14 protein-coding genes and 1 pseudogene are annotated in these 19141 nt (G+C 60.1%); 6 read left to right on the top strand and 9 right to left on the bottom strand.

What is annotated here, in order from left to right; translation table 11 throughout:
• Positions 1 to 46: 46 nt before the first annotated feature.
• Positions 47 to 1240, bottom strand: coding sequence for an MFS transporter (locus OH764_RS36470; RefSeq protein WP_498851816.1), 1194 nt, complete (start codon positions 1238 to 1240; stop codon positions 47 to 49).
• A 107-nt stretch (positions 1241 to 1347) separates the two neighbouring features.
• The gene (locus tag OH764_RS36465; protein ID WP_413168698.1) at positions 1348 to 2079 is read right to left on the bottom strand and encodes an SDR family oxidoreductase; all 732 of its coding nucleotides are present in this window, start codon (positions 2077 to 2079) and stop codon (positions 1348 to 1350) included.
• A 117-nt stretch (positions 2080 to 2196) separates the two neighbouring features.
• Here OH764_RS36465 and OH764_RS36460 point away from each other — a divergent pair, with 117 nt between their 5' ends.
• Entirely contained in the window at positions 2197 to 3108 is a 912-nt protein-coding gene (locus OH764_RS36460; RefSeq protein WP_413168697.1) for a LysR family transcriptional regulator, read from the top strand.
• Positions 3109 to 3126: 18 nt separating this feature from the next.
• On the opposite strand, the pseudogene OH764_RS36455 reads toward OH764_RS36460, so the two are convergent.
• From OH764_RS36455 to OH764_RS36430, 6 genes and pseudogenes are all read right to left on the bottom strand, one after another.
• Positions 3127 to 3309, bottom strand: a pseudogene (locus OH764_RS36455) (LLM class flavin-dependent oxidoreductase); the annotation flags it as partial.
• Between the two features lie 54 nt (positions 3310 to 3363).
• Entirely contained in the window at positions 3364 to 4062 is a 699-nt protein-coding gene (locus tag OH764_RS36450; protein ID WP_498851815.1) for an IS6 family transposase, read from the bottom strand.
• A gap of 285 nt (positions 4063 to 4347) precedes the next feature.
• Entirely contained in the window at positions 4348 to 5043 is a 696-nt protein-coding gene (locus OH764_RS36445) for a CBS domain-containing protein (protein ID WP_498851814.1), read from the bottom strand.
• A gap of 181 nt (positions 5044 to 5224) precedes the next feature.
• Complete coding sequence (locus tag OH764_RS36440) at positions 5225 to 8068, bottom strand: AMP-binding protein (protein WP_498851813.1); 2844 nt, start codon at positions 8066 to 8068, stop codon at positions 5225 to 5227.
• A gap of 137 nt (positions 8069 to 8205) precedes the next feature.
• Entirely contained in the window at positions 8206 to 9777 is a 1572-nt protein-coding gene (locus OH764_RS36435) for an acyl-CoA synthetase family protein (protein WP_498851812.1), read from the bottom strand.
• A gap of 596 nt (positions 9778 to 10373) precedes the next feature.
• Positions 10374 to 10805 carry a hypothetical protein gene (locus OH764_RS36430; RefSeq protein WP_229517683.1) on the bottom strand — a complete coding sequence of 144 codons (432 nt, stop codon included), beginning with the start codon at positions 10803 to 10805 and terminating at the stop codon, positions 10374 to 10376.
• Between the two features lie 11 nt (positions 10806 to 10816).
• On the opposite strand from OH764_RS36430, the gene OH764_RS36425 reads away from it, so the two are divergent.
• Positions 10817 to 10942 carry a hypothetical protein gene (locus OH764_RS36425; protein ID WP_498851811.1) on the top strand — a complete coding sequence of 42 codons (126 nt, stop codon included), beginning with the start codon at positions 10817 to 10819 and terminating at the stop codon, positions 10940 to 10942.
• Between the two features lie 286 nt (positions 10943 to 11228).
• Here the strand turns inward: OH764_RS36425 and OH764_RS36420 are convergent, their stop codons facing one another.
• On the bottom strand, positions 11229 to 11705 hold the full coding sequence (locus OH764_RS36420) for a CreA family protein (RefSeq protein ID WP_229517684.1): 477 nt from the start codon (positions 11703 to 11705) through the stop codon (positions 11229 to 11231).
• Positions 11706 to 12642: 937 nt separating this feature from the next.
• Here OH764_RS36420 and OH764_RS36415 point away from each other — a divergent pair.
• The 4 genes from OH764_RS36415 to OH764_RS36400 all read left to right on the top strand — a co-directional run bounded on the left by OH764_RS36415 (position 12643) and on the right by OH764_RS36400 (position 19137).
• The gene (locus OH764_RS36415) at positions 12643 to 13347 is read left to right on the top strand and encodes an ABC transporter ATP-binding protein (protein WP_498851810.1); all 705 of its coding nucleotides are present in this window, start codon (positions 12643 to 12645) and stop codon (positions 13345 to 13347) included.
• A gap of 38 nt (positions 13348 to 13385) precedes the next feature.
• On the top strand, positions 13386 to 15710 hold the full coding sequence (locus tag OH764_RS36410) for an ABC transporter permease (protein ID WP_498851809.1): 2325 nt from the start codon (positions 13386 to 13388) through the stop codon (positions 15708 to 15710).
• Between the two features lie 62 nt (positions 15711 to 15772).
• Entirely contained in the window at positions 15773 to 16873 is a 1101-nt protein-coding gene (locus OH764_RS36405; protein WP_498851808.1) for an efflux RND transporter periplasmic adaptor subunit, read from the top strand.
• A gap of 263 nt (positions 16874 to 17136) precedes the next feature.
• Positions 17137 to 19137 (top strand): HAD family hydrolase, encoded by a 2001-nt coding sequence (locus OH764_RS36400; RefSeq protein WP_498851807.1) that lies wholly within the window; start codon positions 17137 to 17139, stop codon positions 19135 to 19137.
• Positions 19138 to 19141: the final 4 nt, after the last annotated feature.

Raw genomic sequence — 19141 nt, 5'->3', positions numbered from 1 at the left:
TGTTTCTCGTTGCGTGATTCGTTGACGTCGAGTGGGGCGCTGACGTTTAGCACCGTCCCAGCGCGTCTCGGGCAGACGCGGCAGTCGGACGGTCCGACCATCGATATATCGCGACAACCACGAGTCCCACCACCGCCAGAGCCACGCCGGCGTAGACCGTCGTAAGGACGTTGACGCCTGCCAGCGTCAGCCCGCCGAGGAAGGACCCGCCAGAGATGCCGAGGTTAAACGCAGCGACGTTGAGCCCCGCCGCCGTACCGACCGCCTCGGGCGCCACGCGTCGAGCCACCAGCACGACAGTCGCCTGCATGATCGGAGGAACGGCGAAGGCGAACGCGCCCCAGACAAACAGGTTGACCATCACCATCACGGGATGCTGTGCGGTGAGCCAGAGCGCGGCGACCGACGCGGCGATGCCGGCCAGCGCAATGTTCATGCTCAGCTTCGCGCCATATCTGTCGGACAGGCGCCCTCCGCCGATCGTCCCCACCACGGAGCCGAGTCCGAACACCATCAGCCCCAGGGTTACGCCTTCGCTTCTGAACCCCGTGGTATGAATCAACAGCGGTGACAGGTAAGTGAACACCGCGAACGTCGCTCCCATGCCCAGCGCGGCGATCGCATAGAGCGGCATCAACGCCTGACTTTTCAGCAAGGCGAGTTGCGAGAGAATGGTGCCGGCACTGCGCTGAGCGGCAAGCGCGGGCAGGAGCCGCCAGAGGCCGATAGTCGCCAGCGCGCCCATGGCAGCCACTACCAGGAACGGCAACCGCCAGCTCATCAGATCGCCGAGCCACGTACCGCCGGGGACGCCAGTCACCATCGCGACCGTCAGGCCGCTTACCATGATCGCTACGGCCCTGCCTGACTTCTGCGTCGGCACGAGCGCCATGGCAACGGTTGTCCCAAGGCCGAAGAACACGCCGTATGCGACAGCCATGACGATCCGGATCGTGAGCAGCGCCGCGAAGGCTGTCGAAAGTCCCGCCGCGAGATTGCACAGCGTGAAAAAAGTCATCAGCGCGAGGAGCAATGCGCGGCGCGGCAGGCGCGCGGTTAAGGCCGAGACCACAGGCGTGCCGCTCGTAATAGCCAGCGCGTAAAAACTCACCAGCAAACCGGCCGTCGACACGGAGATGCCGAACGCCCTTCCAATGTCGGGCAACAAGCCGACGATGACGAATTCCGTCGTTCCGATTGCGAACGCGGCGAACGCGAGAGAAAACACTGCTGCGGGCATGATGAACTCCTCGATGAAGTCATTCGGGTTGGCTTCGCAGTGATTGGCGCGCGGACGGGTCACAACAACTCTGACCCGTCGGCGCTCAGCCACCGCAGTGCCACGCTTCAGAAATCCTGCACGGTGGGACGAATCACGATTTCGTTGACGTCGACCGAACGGGGTTGCTCGATCGCATAAGCAATGGCCTGCGCGATGGCATCGGCGGGAATAGCCATCTTGTAGAAGTCGACGACGAAATTGCGGCTGTCGTCGTGGCCAGAACCGAACTTCAGTTCCGTGTCGATCGCGCCCGGCGAAATGACGGTCGTGCGAATGTTCCCACCCACTTCGTGCCTCAGACCTTCAGAAATCGCGCGCACGGCGAACTTGGTTCCCGAATAGACCGTGCCTCCGGGGCTGAAGACCTTCAGGCCCACGACCGACGCAATGTTGACGAAGTGGCCCGACTGCTGATTTTCGAAAACCGGCAGCGCCGCGGCGACACCGTACAGGAGCCCTTTGATGTTGATGTCGATCATCCGGTCCCACTCATCGGTCTTGCGCAGCGACAGCGGCGCGATTGCCATCAGGCCCGCGTTGTTCACCATGACGTCGAGGCGGCCATGCTGCGACACGACGTCACTGATCAGGCGGTTGACCTGCTCCTGATCCGTCACATCGACCTGATGGACCGATACCCTCCCGCCTTTCGCGAGGATTTCCGCGGCAACGCGTTGAAGCTTGTCCAGGCGGCGAGCGGCCAGAGCCACAGTGGCGCCTTTTGAAGCAAGAAGTTTGGCGGTGGCTTCACCAATTCCACTCGAAGCACCAGTAATGACGACGACTTTGTTTGCCATGATTTCTCTCCAGGAAGTTACTGCGTGGAGAGAAGTCTCGTCCCGGCGAGCATTTTTGATTAGACTGGAATAGCTGCAATCTCTTTTCCACCTGCGCAAAAATGGCTTTGAACTGACATGACCGAACTTGCCGACCTCAACGACATCGCCGTCTTTGTACGGGTAGCGCAATTCGAGAGCTTCAGCCGCGCCGCGCGTGCGCTCGGCATGCCTGTCTCAACCGTCAGCCGCAAGGTGACCGCGCTCGAAGAACGGCTCGGCGTCACGCTGTTGCAACGCACTACGCGCAAGCTCAGCCTGACGTCGCAGGGTCGCGCCTACTTCGATCAATGCAGCGAGCCGCTGAGTCATCTTTACGACGCGGAGCGCGTCATCACCCAGACGCAGAAGAAGCCGGAGGGCGTGCTACGCATCTCCGGTCCTGTGATGCTCGAACAGGAGCCGTTTTACGGCTTCCTGTCGGCATTTCTGAAGGAATATCCGCAGATCCAGGTGGATCTGTATTTTACAAATGCGTTCATTGACCTGATCGCCGAGAACGTCGACGTTGCGATTCGTTTTGGTGAGTTGCAGGACTCGAGCCTCGTCGCGCAGCGGGTGGGAAGGAGCATGCGGCAGCTCGTCGTCTCGGCCGACTATGCGCGAAACCATCCCCTTCCTTCGCGGCCCGACGAGCTGAGCCAGCATCCCTGCGTGCTGATCAACGCCCGCAACAACGAGACGGAATGGCACTTGGTCAGCGGGCGCAAAGCGGCCAGGGTACACGTGAGCGGACCCGTCGCCGCACGCGACTTTCACATCGTCAATGCATTCGCGCTTCGCGGGCACGGCATCGCGCTGCTTCCGTCGAGCTATTGCGATCCGCATATTGCGAGCGGAGAACTGGTGCGCGTGTTGCCCGGGTGGTCGTCACCGGAGATATTCGTGCATGCTGTTTATCCGACGCGGCGTTTCATGCCTTCGAAGTTGAAGGTGTTTCTCGATGCGCTGAAAGCGTGGGAGGGGCCCCTTTGGTTTCCGCTGCGCTGAAGCCAAAGCGATCTTATACTAACGCCAGCCAAGCGCAGGAGCGACGTGCGTGAGGATCGATTCGACCACGTGTGCGCAGTACTCCACGCCGAGTTGATTCGGCACGGTCAACAGTAGCGTGTCGGCTTCCGCAATGGCCTCATCGGCTGCGAGTTGCCTGACGAGCGCGTCTGGCTCTGCCACATAACTACGGCCGAAGAGGTTTTGTCGCGGTAAGAGCACGATGCGAACAAACGGCAGTTTAAGAAGGACTGCTTATGCCACCAGTGAGTAGAACTGCTCGGCATGAGTGTATCCGAGGCCACGGACTTGCATTTGGCCCTTGGCGATCATATGCATGAGCTCGATGCCGCTCAACAGGATCCGGGCGCAACGAAAATTCTTGAAGCCAAGCATAGGCCGCGTGCGTCGCTTGATCGCCCGATGATCTTGCTCGACAACATTGTTCAGATACTTGTTCTGGCGAATCCTGACCGGTGCTTGCCGCTCCTCGTTGAGAGCATCCAGCGCGGCCAGGTTCGCACCGCTTTTATCGATTGTCACCGTCTCGGGTTCGCCGTTTTGCTCGATTGACTTTTCGAAGTAGCGCCGCGCCGCGGCCTTGTCGCGATGGGCACGCAGCAGAAAATCCACCGTGTTACCCTCTTTGTCGACTGCGCGGTACAGATACTTCCACTGGCCTCGGACCTTGATATACGTTTCATCCATTCGCCAGCTCCGGCCGACGGCTTTCTTGTGGCGGCGGAAGGCCTTCTCCAGGACCGGCAACACCTTGATGGCCCAGCGGTGCACAGTTGAATGGTCGACCGAGATTCCGCGTTCCGCCATCATCTCTTCCAGGTGTCGAAGGCTCAGCGGATACGCCACATACCAGCGCACGCACGTCAGGATCACGTCGAGTGGATAGTGCAAACGCTTGAGCACTCGTGCCAAGGCTGGATTGAGAGTCGTCATCAAGCGTCCGATCGTTCGTATTGTCAGAGTGCATGATACCCGGCGCTTACTGCGACAAAGCCATTGATCGCGACAACGCCCGTTTGCGAGCAACAGACTGCTTGCCTGTGTCTGGAGGTATTCGCGCTTGCCGTCGGCCATCAGGAAGCCGTCTAAAATTTCCCTCGATTGACACGCAGCGGTGAGCCGGTCTCCGGTGGAACGAGAGGGCACCGTAGACCGGGAGGTTGAGTCCATGTCTGCGCGCTGCATGTTGGGCGGCAGATCAACAGGTCGTTCGCGAGGTCACATCGCCGGGAGCACCACCGGATAGTCAAGGTGGCTGACGACCTGTTTGACGCCCGGGACGCCTTGCGCCGCGATGCACGCGGCTTTGCGCTCCTCCTCGCTAAGGATCACACCCCAGAGGTGTACCTCGCCTTCGTTGACGATCACCTGCCCTCGCGATAGCGCCCAACGTTGGCCAGACATCGCATTCAAGATGGCCTCGCGTATCTCTGCGTCGGCTCGTACGACCGGCGTCTGTTTGTTGTCGTGCGTGCTGCTTGCGAGCGCACGCACGAGGTCGGCGCGACTCACCAGACCTGTCATCTTGCCGTCTTTCAACACCGGAACGTGCTTGATGCGATGCCGCTCCAGCAGAGATGCAACTTCTGAGAGAGGCGTGTCCTCGTTTACGGTGATGACGTCGACAGTCATCAGATCTTTCACTATCTGAGCATGCTCTTTCACGTACTCGCCAGCCAGTTCACGGCTAGATGCGAGAAACTCCAACCACCAGGAGCGGCGCCGGCCGTCCGTGCCTATTTCGCCACGGTGCACCAGATCCCCCTCGCTGACGATGCCAATGAGCTTACCGTCGGCAGTCTTTACCGGCACCGCGCTGATCGAGTGTTCGACAAGGAGCCTTGCGGCCTCCCGTACGCTCATCTCGGGGGTAGCGAAAATGACCGACGTTGTCATCACGTCACGCGCCCACATGAATTCTCTCCTTCAACGCTTTAACCTCTGGCGGACTGTATTCGGGAGAAGCACAGTCGCGGCACCCGCCCTCACCCGAAACAGGCTGGGTCAAGGTGTATGGTCCATGTAGCAACGCATGATTCGCTTGATCCAGATCAAGTGGGAGTGTGTCGCGCAGCGAAGCGTGGTACCGCGTCGGTCATGGGGCGTCGTGGTGAGTGGGTATCTCCAGTGGAGAAATTTCGCTCAACGCTCTTTCTCCACAACAAGCGGCGATTGCGTCGCGGGTGGCGTCGCGCAAATCTGCCGCAGCCTTCATGTCTTCTCCCGACGGCGCCAGAGCTGGAAGCACGGTAACTGTGATACCGGCTCGCATTGGCAACCACTGTCCATCCGGCAGCACAACGCGCGTGCCGGCGATTGCGACAGGAATCATGGGCCGGTGCGAAATGCACGCGGTAATAAAAGCGCCGAGCCGAAATTGCCGCAGACCCGCGGATCTGACGAAGGTTGCTTCGGGAAAGAAGAGCAGCGAGGTTCCGGCGATTGCCTGCTTTACCAGTTCGCGCTCGTCGTCGGCCATGCGCGGATAGTCTGCGCGTTCGACGAAACGTACGCCTATTGCGCGAAGGAAGCGGCCGAGAAGCGGTGCGCTGGTCAGCTCACGTTTTGCGACAATACCGAGTGGGATGGGAAGGGCCGCGAGTAGCACCAGCCCGTCCAGATAACTCGCGTGATTGGCAACAAAAATCGCTGGCTGTGCGCTGTCAATGAGATCGACGCCGCGTACGGTCACGCGAATTCCTGCCAGCCGCAGGGCTAGTCGTGCGGCGCGCGATGCAATCCTCCAGTTTCGCTTCGCGTCCGGGTGCCACACAGTCATCAGCCATGCGGGTATCGCTACAAGGATGATACTGATCCAGCACCATGCACCGTAAGCGATGCGCCCGCCGGCAGTTCGAAGTCTTCTGCCGATTGGCCGTATGGTGGTCGCGCTGATATCGAGCCACTGGCGCCACGCCGGGCGTGGCACGAGATTCCTGCCGCTGCGCAGGTACAGATCCAGGGTGGCCGCGTGACGAATCTTGCCGCTGGATGTCTTTAGAATGCTGTGCGGTGGAACCAGAGCAACTTCTTCTGGCGGAGCGCCCAGCAGGGCCACAGAGGCTTCGTTGATGCCAGTACGTATCGTCGCGAGCGTGGCAGGGGCAGTTACGCGAGTCTCTGCGATGACGAGCAGTCGATCAGTACCCGTCTCAATGTCGGGCGTTCCGCACACCGCGACGCAACCGGTTCGTACTCCAGGCAGACGCCCTACGGCCGCTTCCAGCTCATACGGAAAAAAGTGACGCCCGGCCCGAATCACCAGATCCTTCACGCGGCCCGTGATAAACAGCTCTTCATCGGCGAGATATCCCAGATCGCCGGTATCGAGCCAATCATCGTGAATCAGCTGTGCAGTCAGCGCGGGGTTCTGAAAATACCCACGGGTCGAGGAGGGGCTGCGGAATTCAATTCTGCCGATCGCTCTTTCGGATACCTCATTGCAGTCGGCATCGACAATACGAATCTGGTTCCCGGGTAACGCGCGTCCACACGACACCAGTTCGAGCACGTCATCAGGAAATTCCGCTTGTGCTGCACGCTGCGAGTCAGCCAGTCGGACGCGACTGATACAGTCTGTCCGCACGCCTCGGCCCGGTTCCGAAAACGCGAGTCCAAGCGTGTTTTCTGCGAGGCCGTAGACAGGGGTCAGGGCAGTCTGCCTGAACCCATGGCTGGCAAAGCGTGCAGTGAATGCGCGCATGGTGGATGCACTGACCGGCTCCGCGCCGCAGAATGCCAGGCGCAACGAGGACAAATCGACGCCTTCGAGATCGGCGTCCTCAATCCTGCGTGCGCAGCGCTCATAGGCGAAGTTGGGTGCTGCCGTAATGGTGGCGTGGTAGCGACTGATTGTCTGCAGCCAGTGCGCCGGACGCGCAAGAAACGTCAGCGGGGACATCAGAACCAGTGGGATCCCAAAGTAGAGCGGGCCGAACCACGCTCCAATCAGTCCCATGTCGTGATACAGGGGAAGCCAACTTGCGAAGATGTCGTGCTCCGCGATCCGGGCAGTCTGACCCATCGCCCGGATATTGGCGAGCAGGTTCGCATGCGTGAGCACGACGCCTTTGGGCGTGCCAGTGCTGCCGGACGTGTACTGAAGCAGCGCGACGTCGTCAGCGTGCGGGACATACCGTTCGGTATCCATCTCGCCCATGAGTTGAGGCGCCGCAACGATCTGGTGTAACGTTGGTATCCTGGCCTTGGCCAGAAGGCCGGCTCCAAACGCGTGTGAGGAGACAATCATTACACGTGCACGCGCATCAGAAAGAATCGCCGCGTGCCGCGCCAGGTGATCGTCGATCCGTGCGGATTGCGCAGGCGGATAGACGGGCACGACGATGGCGCCGATGAGCAGTATGCCGGCGAAGCATGCGAAATAGTCGCTGCCCGTTGGCAGCATTAGTGCGACGGTATCTCCAGGATTGACGCCGAGCTGGCGCAACCCGCGCGATACCCGCAGGGCGGCCTCGTGCAGCGCTGCATAGGTCATCGTATGTGACGCGGAGCCATCGTCGAGAAATGCGATGTGAGTGCGTTCCGGGCGTCGCGATGCATGCCACTGCAGTGCGTCGACCAGCGTTCTTGCATCAGTGGGCGGGTCCAGTGCACCGTCCGGCGCGCCAAGCTCGATGGCACCGATCGGGGATGTGGACCGCCCGGATGTTTCCCCCTCGAGGAAGCGCAGTAAATCACGTGGCGTTACCGCCTGCCCAAACAGATCAAGTGGAAAGCGCACGCCGAGCGCTTTCTCGATGCGGCTCAGCAGTTCGGTGCGAGCGAGACTGTCCAGCCCGAGATCACGTTCGAAGTGGCTCTCAAGTCCTACGACAAGGGGCTTGTGCCCTCTGGGACTCATCTCTGCCGCAAAGGCATCAACTATCTCCAGCAAGCGCTGGACGTTGGCCGACGAGCGACCGGCGGCGCCATCTTTCATTTCACGTGGCCGCGTTGGGGGGGCGGAGTTACAGCATAGGTGCCATGCAGAAGGCAGCGCTTGATCGTTATCAATTACGCAGTTGTGCCTGGCGGTGCAATTGGGCCGCGTGTCGATACAATCGCATTTCGTAATCTTCAGACCAAGGCTCGGCGGAGTACCTTGCCGAGTTGGTCCAAAGGCAAGGTATCGCGGACTTCAACCAGGCTGGGAACCTTGTAGGCGCTCAGGTTGGCGCGGCAATGTGCCCCCACTTCAGCCACAGTGATGCCTATTGAAGACGGGACGACGAATAGTTTCACGGCCTGTCCCGTCCGCTCATCCGGCACACCGATTGCGGCCGCGGCGGTTATGCCGGAGAGCGCGGACACCACGTCTTCCACTTCAGATGGATACACCTTGAAACCCGACACGATGATCACGTCTTTCTTGCGATCCACGAGCACGAGCATTTGCGTAGCAGTGAAGTAACCAACGTCCCCTGTGCGAAGCCAGCCATCGTGCGAGATGACCTTGGCCGTCTCGTCAGGGTTCATCCAGTAACCGCGCATGACCTGCGGTCCCCGGACCCACACTTCGCCGATGCTTCCTGCGGCGACCAGGGCGCCGTCGTCGTCGCGAATGCTCACTTCGGTTGAAGGCAATGGATATCCCACCGATCCGGAAAATTGCTTTGCATTCGCAGGATTCACACATACGACCGGTGAGGCCTCGGTCAGCCCGTACCCTTCGACGATCGGCACCCCCGTTGCTGTCTGCCATCGCGCGGCAACGGATGGCTGAATCGCTGCGCCGCCACCGATGACCAGGCGCAGGCGCGACCAGTCGATAGCCCGGAAATGTGGTGCATCGGGAAGGGCGTGGAACAGCGTGTTCACGCCTAACAGGGCGGTGGGCCGGGTGCGGCGCAAGGCTCTTACGAGCCCGGCGATATCGCGGGGATCGGACACGAGCACATTGTGGCCGCCGAGCTCGACGAACGTCAGCAGACTCGCAGTCAGCGCGAAAATATGAAACAGCGGCAGCGGCGTGAGAACGGTCTGAGGCGTAGAACAAAACGCCTCACCCAGCCATGCACGGATCTGAGCAACGTTGGAGCACAGATTGCGGTGTGTGAGCATTGCACACTTTGGGGTACCTGTCGTGCCTCCAGTGAACTGCAGCAGCGCCACATCGTCGAGGGAGGCAGAGGGTTGATTTCGCGCTTTGGGGTACTGGCGCGACAAGGCGGCACTGAATGTCCAGTACCTACGCTTTGTTGGGCGAATCGAGTCTCGAACAACGCGCTGCACAAAGTCGATGGCGGCACGCTTTCGCAGCGGAAGCAGATCGCCGACCGCGACGGATACGACTGCTTTCGCCTGATTCTCATCAAGAATATCGTCGAGTTTCCAGGCGAAATTCTCGAGTACCACGATCGCTGAAACTGCCGCCGTAGATAGCTGGATCTGAATCTCACGGGGTGTTGCAAGAGGGTTGACGTTTGCGACGATAAGTCCAGCGTCGAGTACGCCAAAGAAAGCCACTACATAGGGCAAGCCGTTCGGCAAGATGAGCGCCACGCGCTCGGACGGCTCAAGTCTGAATTCGGTGATGAGAAACCCCGAGAAACGGCGCGCATATTGCGCAACGTCCTGATATTCAATCGTATGATTGAATGAACTGAACGCCGGGCGTCTGGCGTAGCGCGTGCAGGCCAGATCGAACATTGCGGGCAGCGTTCGAACGCTTTTGGAATCGATAGCTGCAACAGGCGGCTCTGCCCCATGAGAGTCTATCGTGTCTGCGTGAGTCATGGTTGGCGGGATGTGCTCAATGTGGCAGGCGCCGACGTAACAACGACTGTGCAACTGACGCGCCACCTTTGCTTTTCACGTTCCGGTTTTCCTGGCGCGGTGCGCCCGATGCAACGGGAGTCTTGTACAGATTCCAAGATACGCATCCCGCGCCCGTGTTAATGGAGCGGATAGACCGCTGAGGCTGGCGATCTGCCTGCGAAGGCGTGGATGAATGCAGGCCACTCCGAGGACGAAGAAGGCTCCGGGCAGTATCAAAAGGCCAACGATCGCTGCGCTTTTCAACACGACTCCTCCAGAAACCGCATTTGTGTCGCCATGGACCTAGCATAGGTTTCATGTGTCCGGATGGATTGACGTGTGTCAAGACCCTCATAAACTCCGGGCTTATGCCCACGCAAAGTGTTCCTCGCATCCAATTCTCGCCGTCTGGCGGAGTCGGTCGTCGGAAGTCTAAATGGCGTGCCAGCCGAGCATTGTGATTGATCTACCAACGCCAAACCATCAGGCTACTGGCGACGCGGCAGCTTTCTAAAGAATCTTCGGAGAAGGGCGGCGCCACCGACGATGACACCGGTCGCGAACAACCCTAGCAAAAACACGTAGCCGATTCGCTTGCGAAACTCGGCGACGCGTTCGTGGAGAACGAAACTTGTGTAAGAGGTTACGTCACTGGCGGCGTTGTGGTCTGTCGCCCGATATAGAAAGTACGAGCGGCAGATATCGTCGTCGGGTGGGGACGCGAAAAGCACGGAGCCCGGCACTATGCGTCCCACTTTTCGGCACTCAGGCGACATCATTCCCGTCACGATTGCGGTGTTGATTGGATGATCGACGATCGCACTCAGCCAGGTTGCGGCGATCGCCAACAACGTGCTTACAGCAATCGCAAAGGCCCATCTGGTTCGTCGACCCCGGCGGCGATTGTTTTCGACTTTCAAGGCGCTGCTCCGTGACTACCCTTCTACGCTTCTTCGCCAGCAAGGAGGACATGAACGTACCGGGTCTGCGCTATGTAGCAGATCGGGTGATCGACCAGGCTCGCCCGACGTGCGGACCGCGCGTGTACCAGGCATAGTTACAAGCTGGCATCTTCCTCCCAGTTTGATCTGAATCAATAACTCGTGTAACCCGCGTGATAGCTTAAACTCGGCGGATGTAATCCGCGTGGTGATAGCCCCGGATCCAGTCGGGGCCCGTCTCCAAGGTGACGACATGGGCAGGTGGCTTCTTATCGGATGTGCCTTCATTGCATTGATCGCCATCGCGGCGTTTGCGGTGCTGCAGTACGTTATTTGGCAGAACGCGGATTGACACGCTAGCGGTCACTGCGGCAAAAATCGCGGGCTTCAGATATGTTGCGTCTATTCCCCAGTCTGCTTGCCACGCGCGGGCAGGCGGATGACATCAATATGGCCGGGAAGATTGCCGGCCAGTTCACTTTCTGTGTAAATAAAATAAAGCGCTACCATCCGCTCTGAATCGAGGACGCGGATCACGTGCAGAGCTTTGAAGATCGGGTCTTGCGACTCTTCAAACACTGTGGCCTGTTTTGGCACCTGCCTCGTTACGCTCACTTTCCCAACCTGATGACAGGAAGCATCGGCCTGGGATATCGATCCCGTTTGGGGATTACCGAACTGGTTATCTTCGTGGGTCCTTGAAAGGTAGCAGGTTACGCCCTTCAGGAGGGGATCATCATATGCCGATATTTCTACTTCGCCGCCATACCGTTGCGAATGAGTTGAAATTCTGGCAAGTTCTTCGCCGTGCGCTGCCAGGCTCGCGCATATCGCTACCGCTATCGGCAGAGTGCGTTGCAGCACAAGATATCGTTGCATGACATTCTCCTCAACACGGTTGGGTGCCGACGTCAAACCCGAACTTCTTTCACAGACCTCTAGAACGACACTACGTCGCGCCATCCATTGGAGCTTGACGCACGTCAAACGATGATTCGTCCCGGGCGCCATGCTGGTGTGGTGAACAATTTTTTACCAGGTCGGAGCCGCCGTGCGGGTATGCGTGACAAGTGCCACACGCTCGAGAAGCCGGGCCGGGAGGTAACCATGTCTATTTTTCGTGCGAGAGTATTTTCAACGTCACTTCTCGTTGGGGCAATACTGTGTGCCAGCGTGTCGGCGCAGCCGCTGCCGGCGCCAGCAGTGCAAAACGGGATCCGATATGTAACAGGCGGCATCGGAGAAGATGAAGTCAAGGCCTTCCATTCAGTCGCACCCAAATACAACCTGCGGGTCACGCTGTCGGCGAAGTCTGGTCATTACCTCTCCGATGTCGATGTGAGGATCTACGCTGGAACCCGATCTCTTCTGGTTGTAAGGACGGCAGGCCCATTCCTCTTCGCACATTTGCCTGCAGGCCAGTACCAGATCTCTGCGCGTGACAGACACGTAACAGAAACAAGGAAGGTCGTGGTTCCTGCGCGAGGCGGCATCGATGTTCATTTTTCCTGGGAGGATCCAGACAGGCACGACGTCATGCAGTTATGTACCGGGTGCCGCACACCTTGATCATCATGCGTGGCGTTGCCGCGCAGACATTTCGCGGAGCTTTGCACAGATTTACACAGTAACTCCGTGTCCGGTGGATCTGCGTCGGTTCCGCAAGCCTGAGCTCACTGACAAGGGGAAGCACTGACGCAAATCAAACGGTGACGCGCGAGGAGCAGGGTTGCAATTCTAGACCTTGAGTGGATCACGGAAGTGGTGACCAGTTGCCCGCCCGGACAGACCTTGCTGCTTTAATGTTGAGCGAATAATGGAGACCGTCTTTTCCGTCAATGCAGTCAGCAAGGTCTACCCGATGGGGAGCGTAAGCGTGCACGCGCTCAACGACGTGACTCTGGAACTGGAAGCTGGAGAGTTTGTGGTTCTGCTGGGCGCGTCGGGCAGCGGCAAATCCACGTTGTTGAACCTGATGGGCGGACTCGATACGCCGACGGCCGGCACTATCAATTACCGCGACCATCGCCTCGACTCTGTGCCCGACCGGGACCTTACCCGATTCCGTCGCGAACACGTCGGCTTCGTGTTCCAGTTCTATAACCTCATACCGGGTCTCACCGCACGTGAAAACGTGGCGCTCGTGACGGAGATTGCAGATCAGCCGCTTGATCCCGACGTCGCCCTGGATATGGTCAGCATCGGCACATTTGCCGATCATTTTCCTTCCCAGATGTCGGGCGGTGAACAGCAGCGGGTCGCGATCGCCCGTGCAATAGCGAAACGCCCCGATGTCCTGTTGTGCGACGAGCCAACGGGCGCGCTGGATTTCCAGACGGGGCGGGTCGTGCTCGAAGTACTCGAACGCGTCAACCGTGAGTTCGGAACCTTGACAATTGTCGTTACGCACAACGCTGTCATCGCTGACATGGCGAATCGGGTCGTGTGCATGAGCAGCGGCACAATCGTCGAAGATCGTCGAAACGCGAGGCGTTCGCGAGCCCGGGATCTGTCATGGTAAGTGCCCTGACACGTCTTCTATGGCGGGACCTCTGGCACATGCGGGCGCAAGCATGTGCTGCAGTGCTGATCGTGGCTTGCGGCGTGGCCACATTCGTCGCCATGCGCACGACGTATTTGAGTCTGCTGACGGCGCAGCAGGACTATTACGTGTCTTACCGCTTCGCCGACCTGTTCGTAACGCTCAAGCGCGCCCCAGTCGCAGTCGCATCGCGTATCGCGTCGCTGCCCGGTGTCGCTCGCGTCGATCCGCGCGTCGTGTCTGATGTCACGCTCGACGTGCCCGGTCTCGATGAGCCAGCGACCGGGCATCTCGTCTCGATTCCCGAGTTTTCCTGGCCGGTGCTCAACCTGCTGCATCTGCGAAGTGGCCGATATGTGTCGCCGGGTCGGGACGATGAGGTGCTGATGAGTGCTGCTTTCGCGGAAGCAAACAATCTTGATGTGGGGCAGCACGTCGGGGCTGTATTGAACGGTCGCTGGAAAGAGCTCAAGATCGTCGGTATCGCGCTTTCGCCAGAGTATGTCTATGAAGCAGGAGCCGGGTCCATTTTTCCGGACAATCGGCACTACGGTGTCATCTGGATGGGGCGTGACGCCGCGTCGGCTGCATTCAACATGGATGGGGCGTTCAACGACCTGGCAATCGCACTCGACAACAGCAGCCGGGTATCGGACGTGATCGCCCGGGTCGACCGCGAACTGGCACGCTATGGCGGGCTCGGTGCAATCACGCGTGAAGATCAGTTATCGCATCGCTTCATCTCGGACGAAATCGCACAGAACCGCACCACATCTACGTATGTGCCTGCGATCTTTTTCTGCGTGGCCATGTTTCTGTTACAGAGTTTGCTGAGCAGGCTGATCGATACCCAACGCACACAGATCGGTTTGATGAAGGCATTCGGATACGGAAACGCGCGGGTCGCACTGCACTATCTCCATATGGCCTCGCTGATCGCGGCGGTGGGAACCGCGATCGGCGTGGCAGCCGGGCTCGGGCTCGGATCCTATCTCACGGACATGTACGCGAGATACTATCGCTTTGCCCGTCTCGAGTACCAGGCTGACGGATCAGTCATGATCTCTGTCATTGCCGTAAGTTTCGTCACCGCAGCTGCGGGCACGGCGGCAAGCGTGGCGAAGGCTGGGAGATTGATGCCCGTCGAAGCACTACGACCCGTATTGCCACCCGCATTCACCGCAGGCTGGGCGGAGCGGACCGGAATGTCCCGGCACCTCAGCGTGACCGGGCGAATGGTTGTGCGCAATATCGCGCGGCAGCCCGTCAAATCTGCGCTTTCCTGTCTTGCGATTGCCAGTGCGAGCGCGATCCTCGTGATAGGGGGATTCTTTTTCGATGCTATCGATTATCTCTTCGATGTGCAGTTTCAACGCGTTGAACGTCAGGACGTGACCATCACTTTTGCACAGCCACTGTCGCATCGGGCATTGTTCGCGCTCGAAAGCTTGCCCGGCGTGTTGACGGTCGAGCCGTTTCGCGATGTGCCGGTCAGACTCTCCTATGGATACCGCTCTCGCCGGATCAACCTCAGCGGAATCTCGACGACGGCAGCTATGCATCGCCTTGTCGATGAACAGGGGCGGCCGTTGCGCGTGCCCCCGGACGGGATGCTGATCTCGTCACAACTCGCGGACGCGCTGGGACTGCGCGCAGGTGACAGGATCACGGTGGAGTTGCTCGAGGGCAAGCGCCAGACGCGACAGGTGATGGTGACGGGTAAGGTCGGAGAGCTGGTCGGCATTCGGGCGTACATGGATCAGCATTCCCTTGCGCGGCTGCTTGACGAGAGCGGCAACTGGTCAGGGGCGTGGCTGCAGACTGACGCGCGCGCGCTGGAGCCTCTGTACGGCACGCTCAAGCGTATGCCGGCCGTCAATACGGTGGCCGTCCGGCAAACGGTAATAGACAGTTTCCGCAAGATCATGGACGAAAGCGTGCGTCTTTCGACCACAATCAATTTTGTGTTCGCCTGCATCATCGCCTTCGGGGTTGCTTTCAACGGGATGCGTATCGCCTATTCGGAACGCGCACAGCAACTGGCATCGTTGCGCGTACTTGGCTTCACTCGCGCAGAAGTCGCCCGGATCCTCCTTGGCGAACAATTCGTGCTCGCTACGGCATCAGCGCCTATCGGTCTGTTGCTCGGATATGGCATCTGCGCGTTGCTGGTCCGAGGCCTGGCCACCGATCTGTACCGTCTGCCGCTTGTCATCGAAGCTCCGACGTTCGCGTACGCGCTACTCGTCACCGCCGGCTCGGTGGCTTGCTCCGGATTGGTCGTGGCGTGGAAGATCAGGCGCCTCGATATCGTCGCGGTCCTCAAGGCGCGCGAATCATGAAGCGCAACCGGATTCGGTCGGCGTCACTGATCGCTGTCGCGACGCTTGCAGCTGCCGCGGTCTTGGCGGGCGCGTTCTGGCCGAAACCGGTCGTTGTCGATACGGCACAGGTGAGCCGGGGAGCGCTTCGCGTCACGATCGACGAGGACGGGGAAATCCGGGCACATGACCGCTATGTCGTCACGGCGCCGATTACCGGCCGCCTGCTGCGCGTAATCATGCGCGAAGGCGATCATGTGCGTGCGGGACAGGTGATCGCGGTGCTGGTGCCCGTCCCTATGACGCCCGGTGAAAGTGCGGAGCAGCGTGCCCATGTGGAGTCGGCGGAAGCCGCTTATGGGGAGGCTCAGGCGCACGTCGATCATGTTCGTGCCGATCTCGAACAGGCTCACAGGGAGTATCAGAGAGGCAAGGCATTGATCGAATATGGCGGCATCTCGAAGCAGGGGCTGGAACAACTCCGCGTCGCCGAAGCATCGGGCATGAGCGATCTCGATGCGGCCCGCGCGCGTGCGACATCTGCGGCAGCAGAAGTGGGAGCCGCGAAGGCGCATCTGAGAGCACTGGAAGCCGGACAGCCCGTGGAAGTCCGCGCTCCTGTCGATGCCGTGCTCCTGCGGGTTGACGAACGGAGCGAACGGGTCGTGTCGGCCGGCGCTGCCGTGATGGTGCTCGCTGATCCATCGCGCTATGAAGTCGTCGTTGATGTGCTCTCAACGGACGCCGTCAAGATCAGTCCCGGGATGCGCATGTCAGTCGAGGACTGGGGCGGACCTGTGCCAATCGATGCAAAAGTGCGGGTGGTCGAGCCGGGCGCTTTTACCAAGGTTTCGGCGCTGGGGGTTGAAGAGCAGCGGGTGCATGTCATCGCGGACCTGTCGGGTCCCCCGGGCCGGCTGAACGACGGGTATCGGGTTCAGGGCAGGATTGTGATCTGGGAACGATCTGACGTGATAAAACTTCCCATCGGCGCGCTATTCCGTTGTGGGGAGCAATGGTGCGTTTTCACCGTCGAGCGCAAGCGAGCTATACAGCATGTTGTGCAAATCGGACAGCGCAATTCCGAAGAAGCGGAGATGCTCGACGGTCCTGACGGCAATCAGATCGTGATCGTATATCCACCCGGCACTCTGACAAATAATGCCCGAGTTCTGCCACGCTAGAAAAGTCTTACGTGCTGCATGCCCCTGCGGCTCGAGTGTTGTGTGGGCGGGTCGGTTCGATTATCCGCGCAATCAGTTTCAAGCTCGTCACATCGACGTTCAATGTTTCGCGGTGAGCCTGCAGTCTGATCTTCCCGGAAATATCGATTCGACGCAGGCCCGGTACCGCACGGATGCATTCATACCTTATGCTGAAAGCAGCGATTTCAAATCGGCTCCAGCTTTTTTTGTTTGAAACTCGAACCCCTTGTGATCTTTCCGCCATGCCACGTCCGTTTCACTCAGTCGAGCTTGTCCTGCTGGCCGTCTCGGCCGGAAGTCTCGTAACGGGCATCGTGCTTGCCGCGCTCGGACACGCCGCGCTCGCGCAGGTACTGTGGGCCGTTGGAACCTTGCCTGTCCTGCTGGCGCTGCTGGTGTCGACCGTCAAGACGCTGCGACGGCATGAAGCGGGCGTCGATGTGCTCGCACTTCTTGCCATCGGTTTCGCACTGGGCCTCAGCGAGTTTCTCACCGCCGCCGTGATCTCGCTGATGCTGGCGAGCGGACGGGCGCTCGAAGCGTACGCACAGGCGCGGGCACACCGCGAAATGACTGCCTTACTAAGTCGCGCTCCGCGTCACGCCAACCGCTTTGAGGGCGGTGAGTGGCGCCGTGTCGAACTGGATGCGGTACATCCCGGCGATCGTCTGCTGGTCCGGAGCGGTGATCTCGTTCCTGTCGATGGCTCGCTAATCGGCCACGCTCAACTGGATGAGTCCACGCTCACCGGGGAGTCCCTCATCCAGCAACGCTCACCCGGCGAACCGGTCAATAGCGGCGTCGTAAGTGTCGGCGCGGCGTTCGAGATGGTCGCTGCCGCGAGCGCGGCAGACAGTACGTTCGCCGGAATCGTGCGAATGGTGCAGTCAGCGCAGCGCGAGCGCAGTCCGGCAAGCCGTCTTGCCGATCGCTACGCGCTGTGGTTCGTGTTTGCCGCCCTTGCACTTGCCGCGGGTAGCTGGCTGATCTCCGGAGAAATCACCAGGGCGCTTGCGGTGCTTGTCGTTGCAACCCCGTGCCCGCTGATTCTTGCGGTTCCTGTGGCCATTGTTTCCGGCATGTCGCGTTGCGCGAAGCGCGGCGTGCTCGTCAAAGGTGGGGCTGCATTGGAAAGGCTCGCGCAAGCGAGCGTGCTGTTCTTCGACAAAACAGGAACGCTGACGGGAGGGCACGCACGCCTCGTCGCAATTGAAGCCGCTACCGGCACGTCTCCCGAGACGGTCCTGCGCCTTGCTGCATCTCTTGGCCAGGCATCTGCGCACGTCATATCCGAAGCGGTGACTGGGGCTGCACGCGAGCGCAATCTCGTCTTGTCACTACCCAGCCGGGTCGAGGAGCAGCCGGGTGCCGGGGTAAAGGGCGAAGTGGATGGCCATTTCGTCGCGATCGGCTCTTATGTCTTTGTGGCGTCGCTCGCGACGCCAGCACCCTGGAGCGAAGTTTTCCTTCAACGCCTGACGTACGAGGGCGCTTCCGCCGTATTCGTCGGGGTGGACGGCAGCAGGGTCGGGGCCCTGCAGATGGCTGATCAGATCCGGCTTGAAACCCCACGCGCGCTGCGGCTGCTCAGGCACGAGGGCATCAAACGGCTTGTCATGCTCACGGGCGACAGACGCGATGTGGCCGAAACGGTGGGGGCAATGCTGGGCGTCACGGAGGTGCGATCCGAGCTGTCTCCGGCGGACAAGCTTGCAGCGATCCAGACGGCACGCCGTGAAGGGCCAGTCGTCATGGTTGGCGATGGCATCAACGACGCGCCCGCGCTTGCAGCTGCGGACGTCGGCGTTGCGATGGGCGCACGAGGCGCGGCGGCGTCCTCCGAGGCGGCGGACGTGGTGCTGCTGGTCGACCGGCTGGACCGGCTTGTCGAGGGGTTTCGGGTGGCGAAACACACGCGGCGAATTGCCGTCCAGAGCGTGATGGCGGGCATTGCACTGTCGGTGGCGGCAATGATCGTCGCCGCGTTCGGGTTTCTGCCGCCCCTGCCGGGCGCGTTGCTTCAGGAGATCATTGACGTGGCCGTCATCGCGAACGCGCTACGCGCGTTGCGGATCCGTTCGACGGCAATGGTGGGCGGCCTTGCGCGTGATGACGAAGATCGCTTGAAGACCGAGCATGTTGAACTTGGCCCAGTAATCGAGCAGATCAGGGAACTCGCGGACAAACTGCCCGGTTTGCCGGGACGGCTCTGTCAGGTTGATGGGGAGGCGGCGGTAGAATGAAGTG

This window comes from Burkholderia sp. M6-3, assembly GCF_050858985.1.
Taxonomy (GTDB): Bacteria; Pseudomonadota; Gammaproteobacteria; order Burkholderiales; family Burkholderiaceae; genus Paraburkholderia; species Paraburkholderia caledonica.
The sequence above is the reverse complement of the archived record's forward strand: the minus strand, read 5'-3'. Positions and strand labels throughout refer to the sequence as shown.

Coding starts and splice junctions, on each gene's coding strand:
- OH764_RS36465 (WP_413168698.1), bottom strand. CDS start 2,079: ATGGCAAACAAAGTCGTCGTCATTACTGGTGCTTCGAGTGGAATTGGT.
- OH764_RS36445 (WP_498851814.1), bottom strand. CDS start 5,043: ATGTGGGCGCGTGACGTGATGACAACGTCGGTCATTTTCGCTACCCCC.
- OH764_RS36470 (WP_498851816.1), bottom strand. CDS start 1,240: ATGCCCGCAGCAGTGTTTTCTCTCGCGTTCGCCGCGTTCGCAATCGGA.
- OH764_RS36450 (WP_498851815.1), bottom strand. CDS start 4,062: ATGACGACTCTCAATCCAGCCTTGGCACGAGTGCTCAAGCGTTTGCAC.
- OH764_RS36460 (WP_413168697.1), top strand. CDS start 2,197: ATGACCGAACTTGCCGACCTCAACGACATCGCCGTCTTTGTACGGGTA.
- OH764_RS36410 (WP_498851809.1), top strand. CDS start 13,386: ATGCGGGCGCAAGCATGTGCTGCAGTGCTGATCGTGGCTTGCGGCGTG.
- OH764_RS36440 (WP_498851813.1), bottom strand. CDS start 8,068: ATGAAAGATGGCGCCGCCGGTCGCTCGTCGGCCAACGTCCAGCGCTTG.
- OH764_RS36435 (WP_498851812.1), bottom strand. CDS start 9,777: ATGTTCGATCTGGCCTGCACGCGCTACGCCAGACGCCCGGCGTTCAGT.
- OH764_RS36400 (WP_498851807.1), top strand. CDS start 17,137: ATGCCACGTCCGTTTCACTCAGTCGAGCTTGTCCTGCTGGCCGTCTCG.
- OH764_RS36420 (WP_229517684.1), bottom strand. CDS start 11,705: ATGCAACGATATCTTGTGCTGCAACGCACTCTGCCGATAGCGGTAGCG.
- OH764_RS36415 (WP_498851810.1), top strand. CDS start 12,643: ATGGAGACCGTCTTTTCCGTCAATGCAGTCAGCAAGGTCTACCCGATG.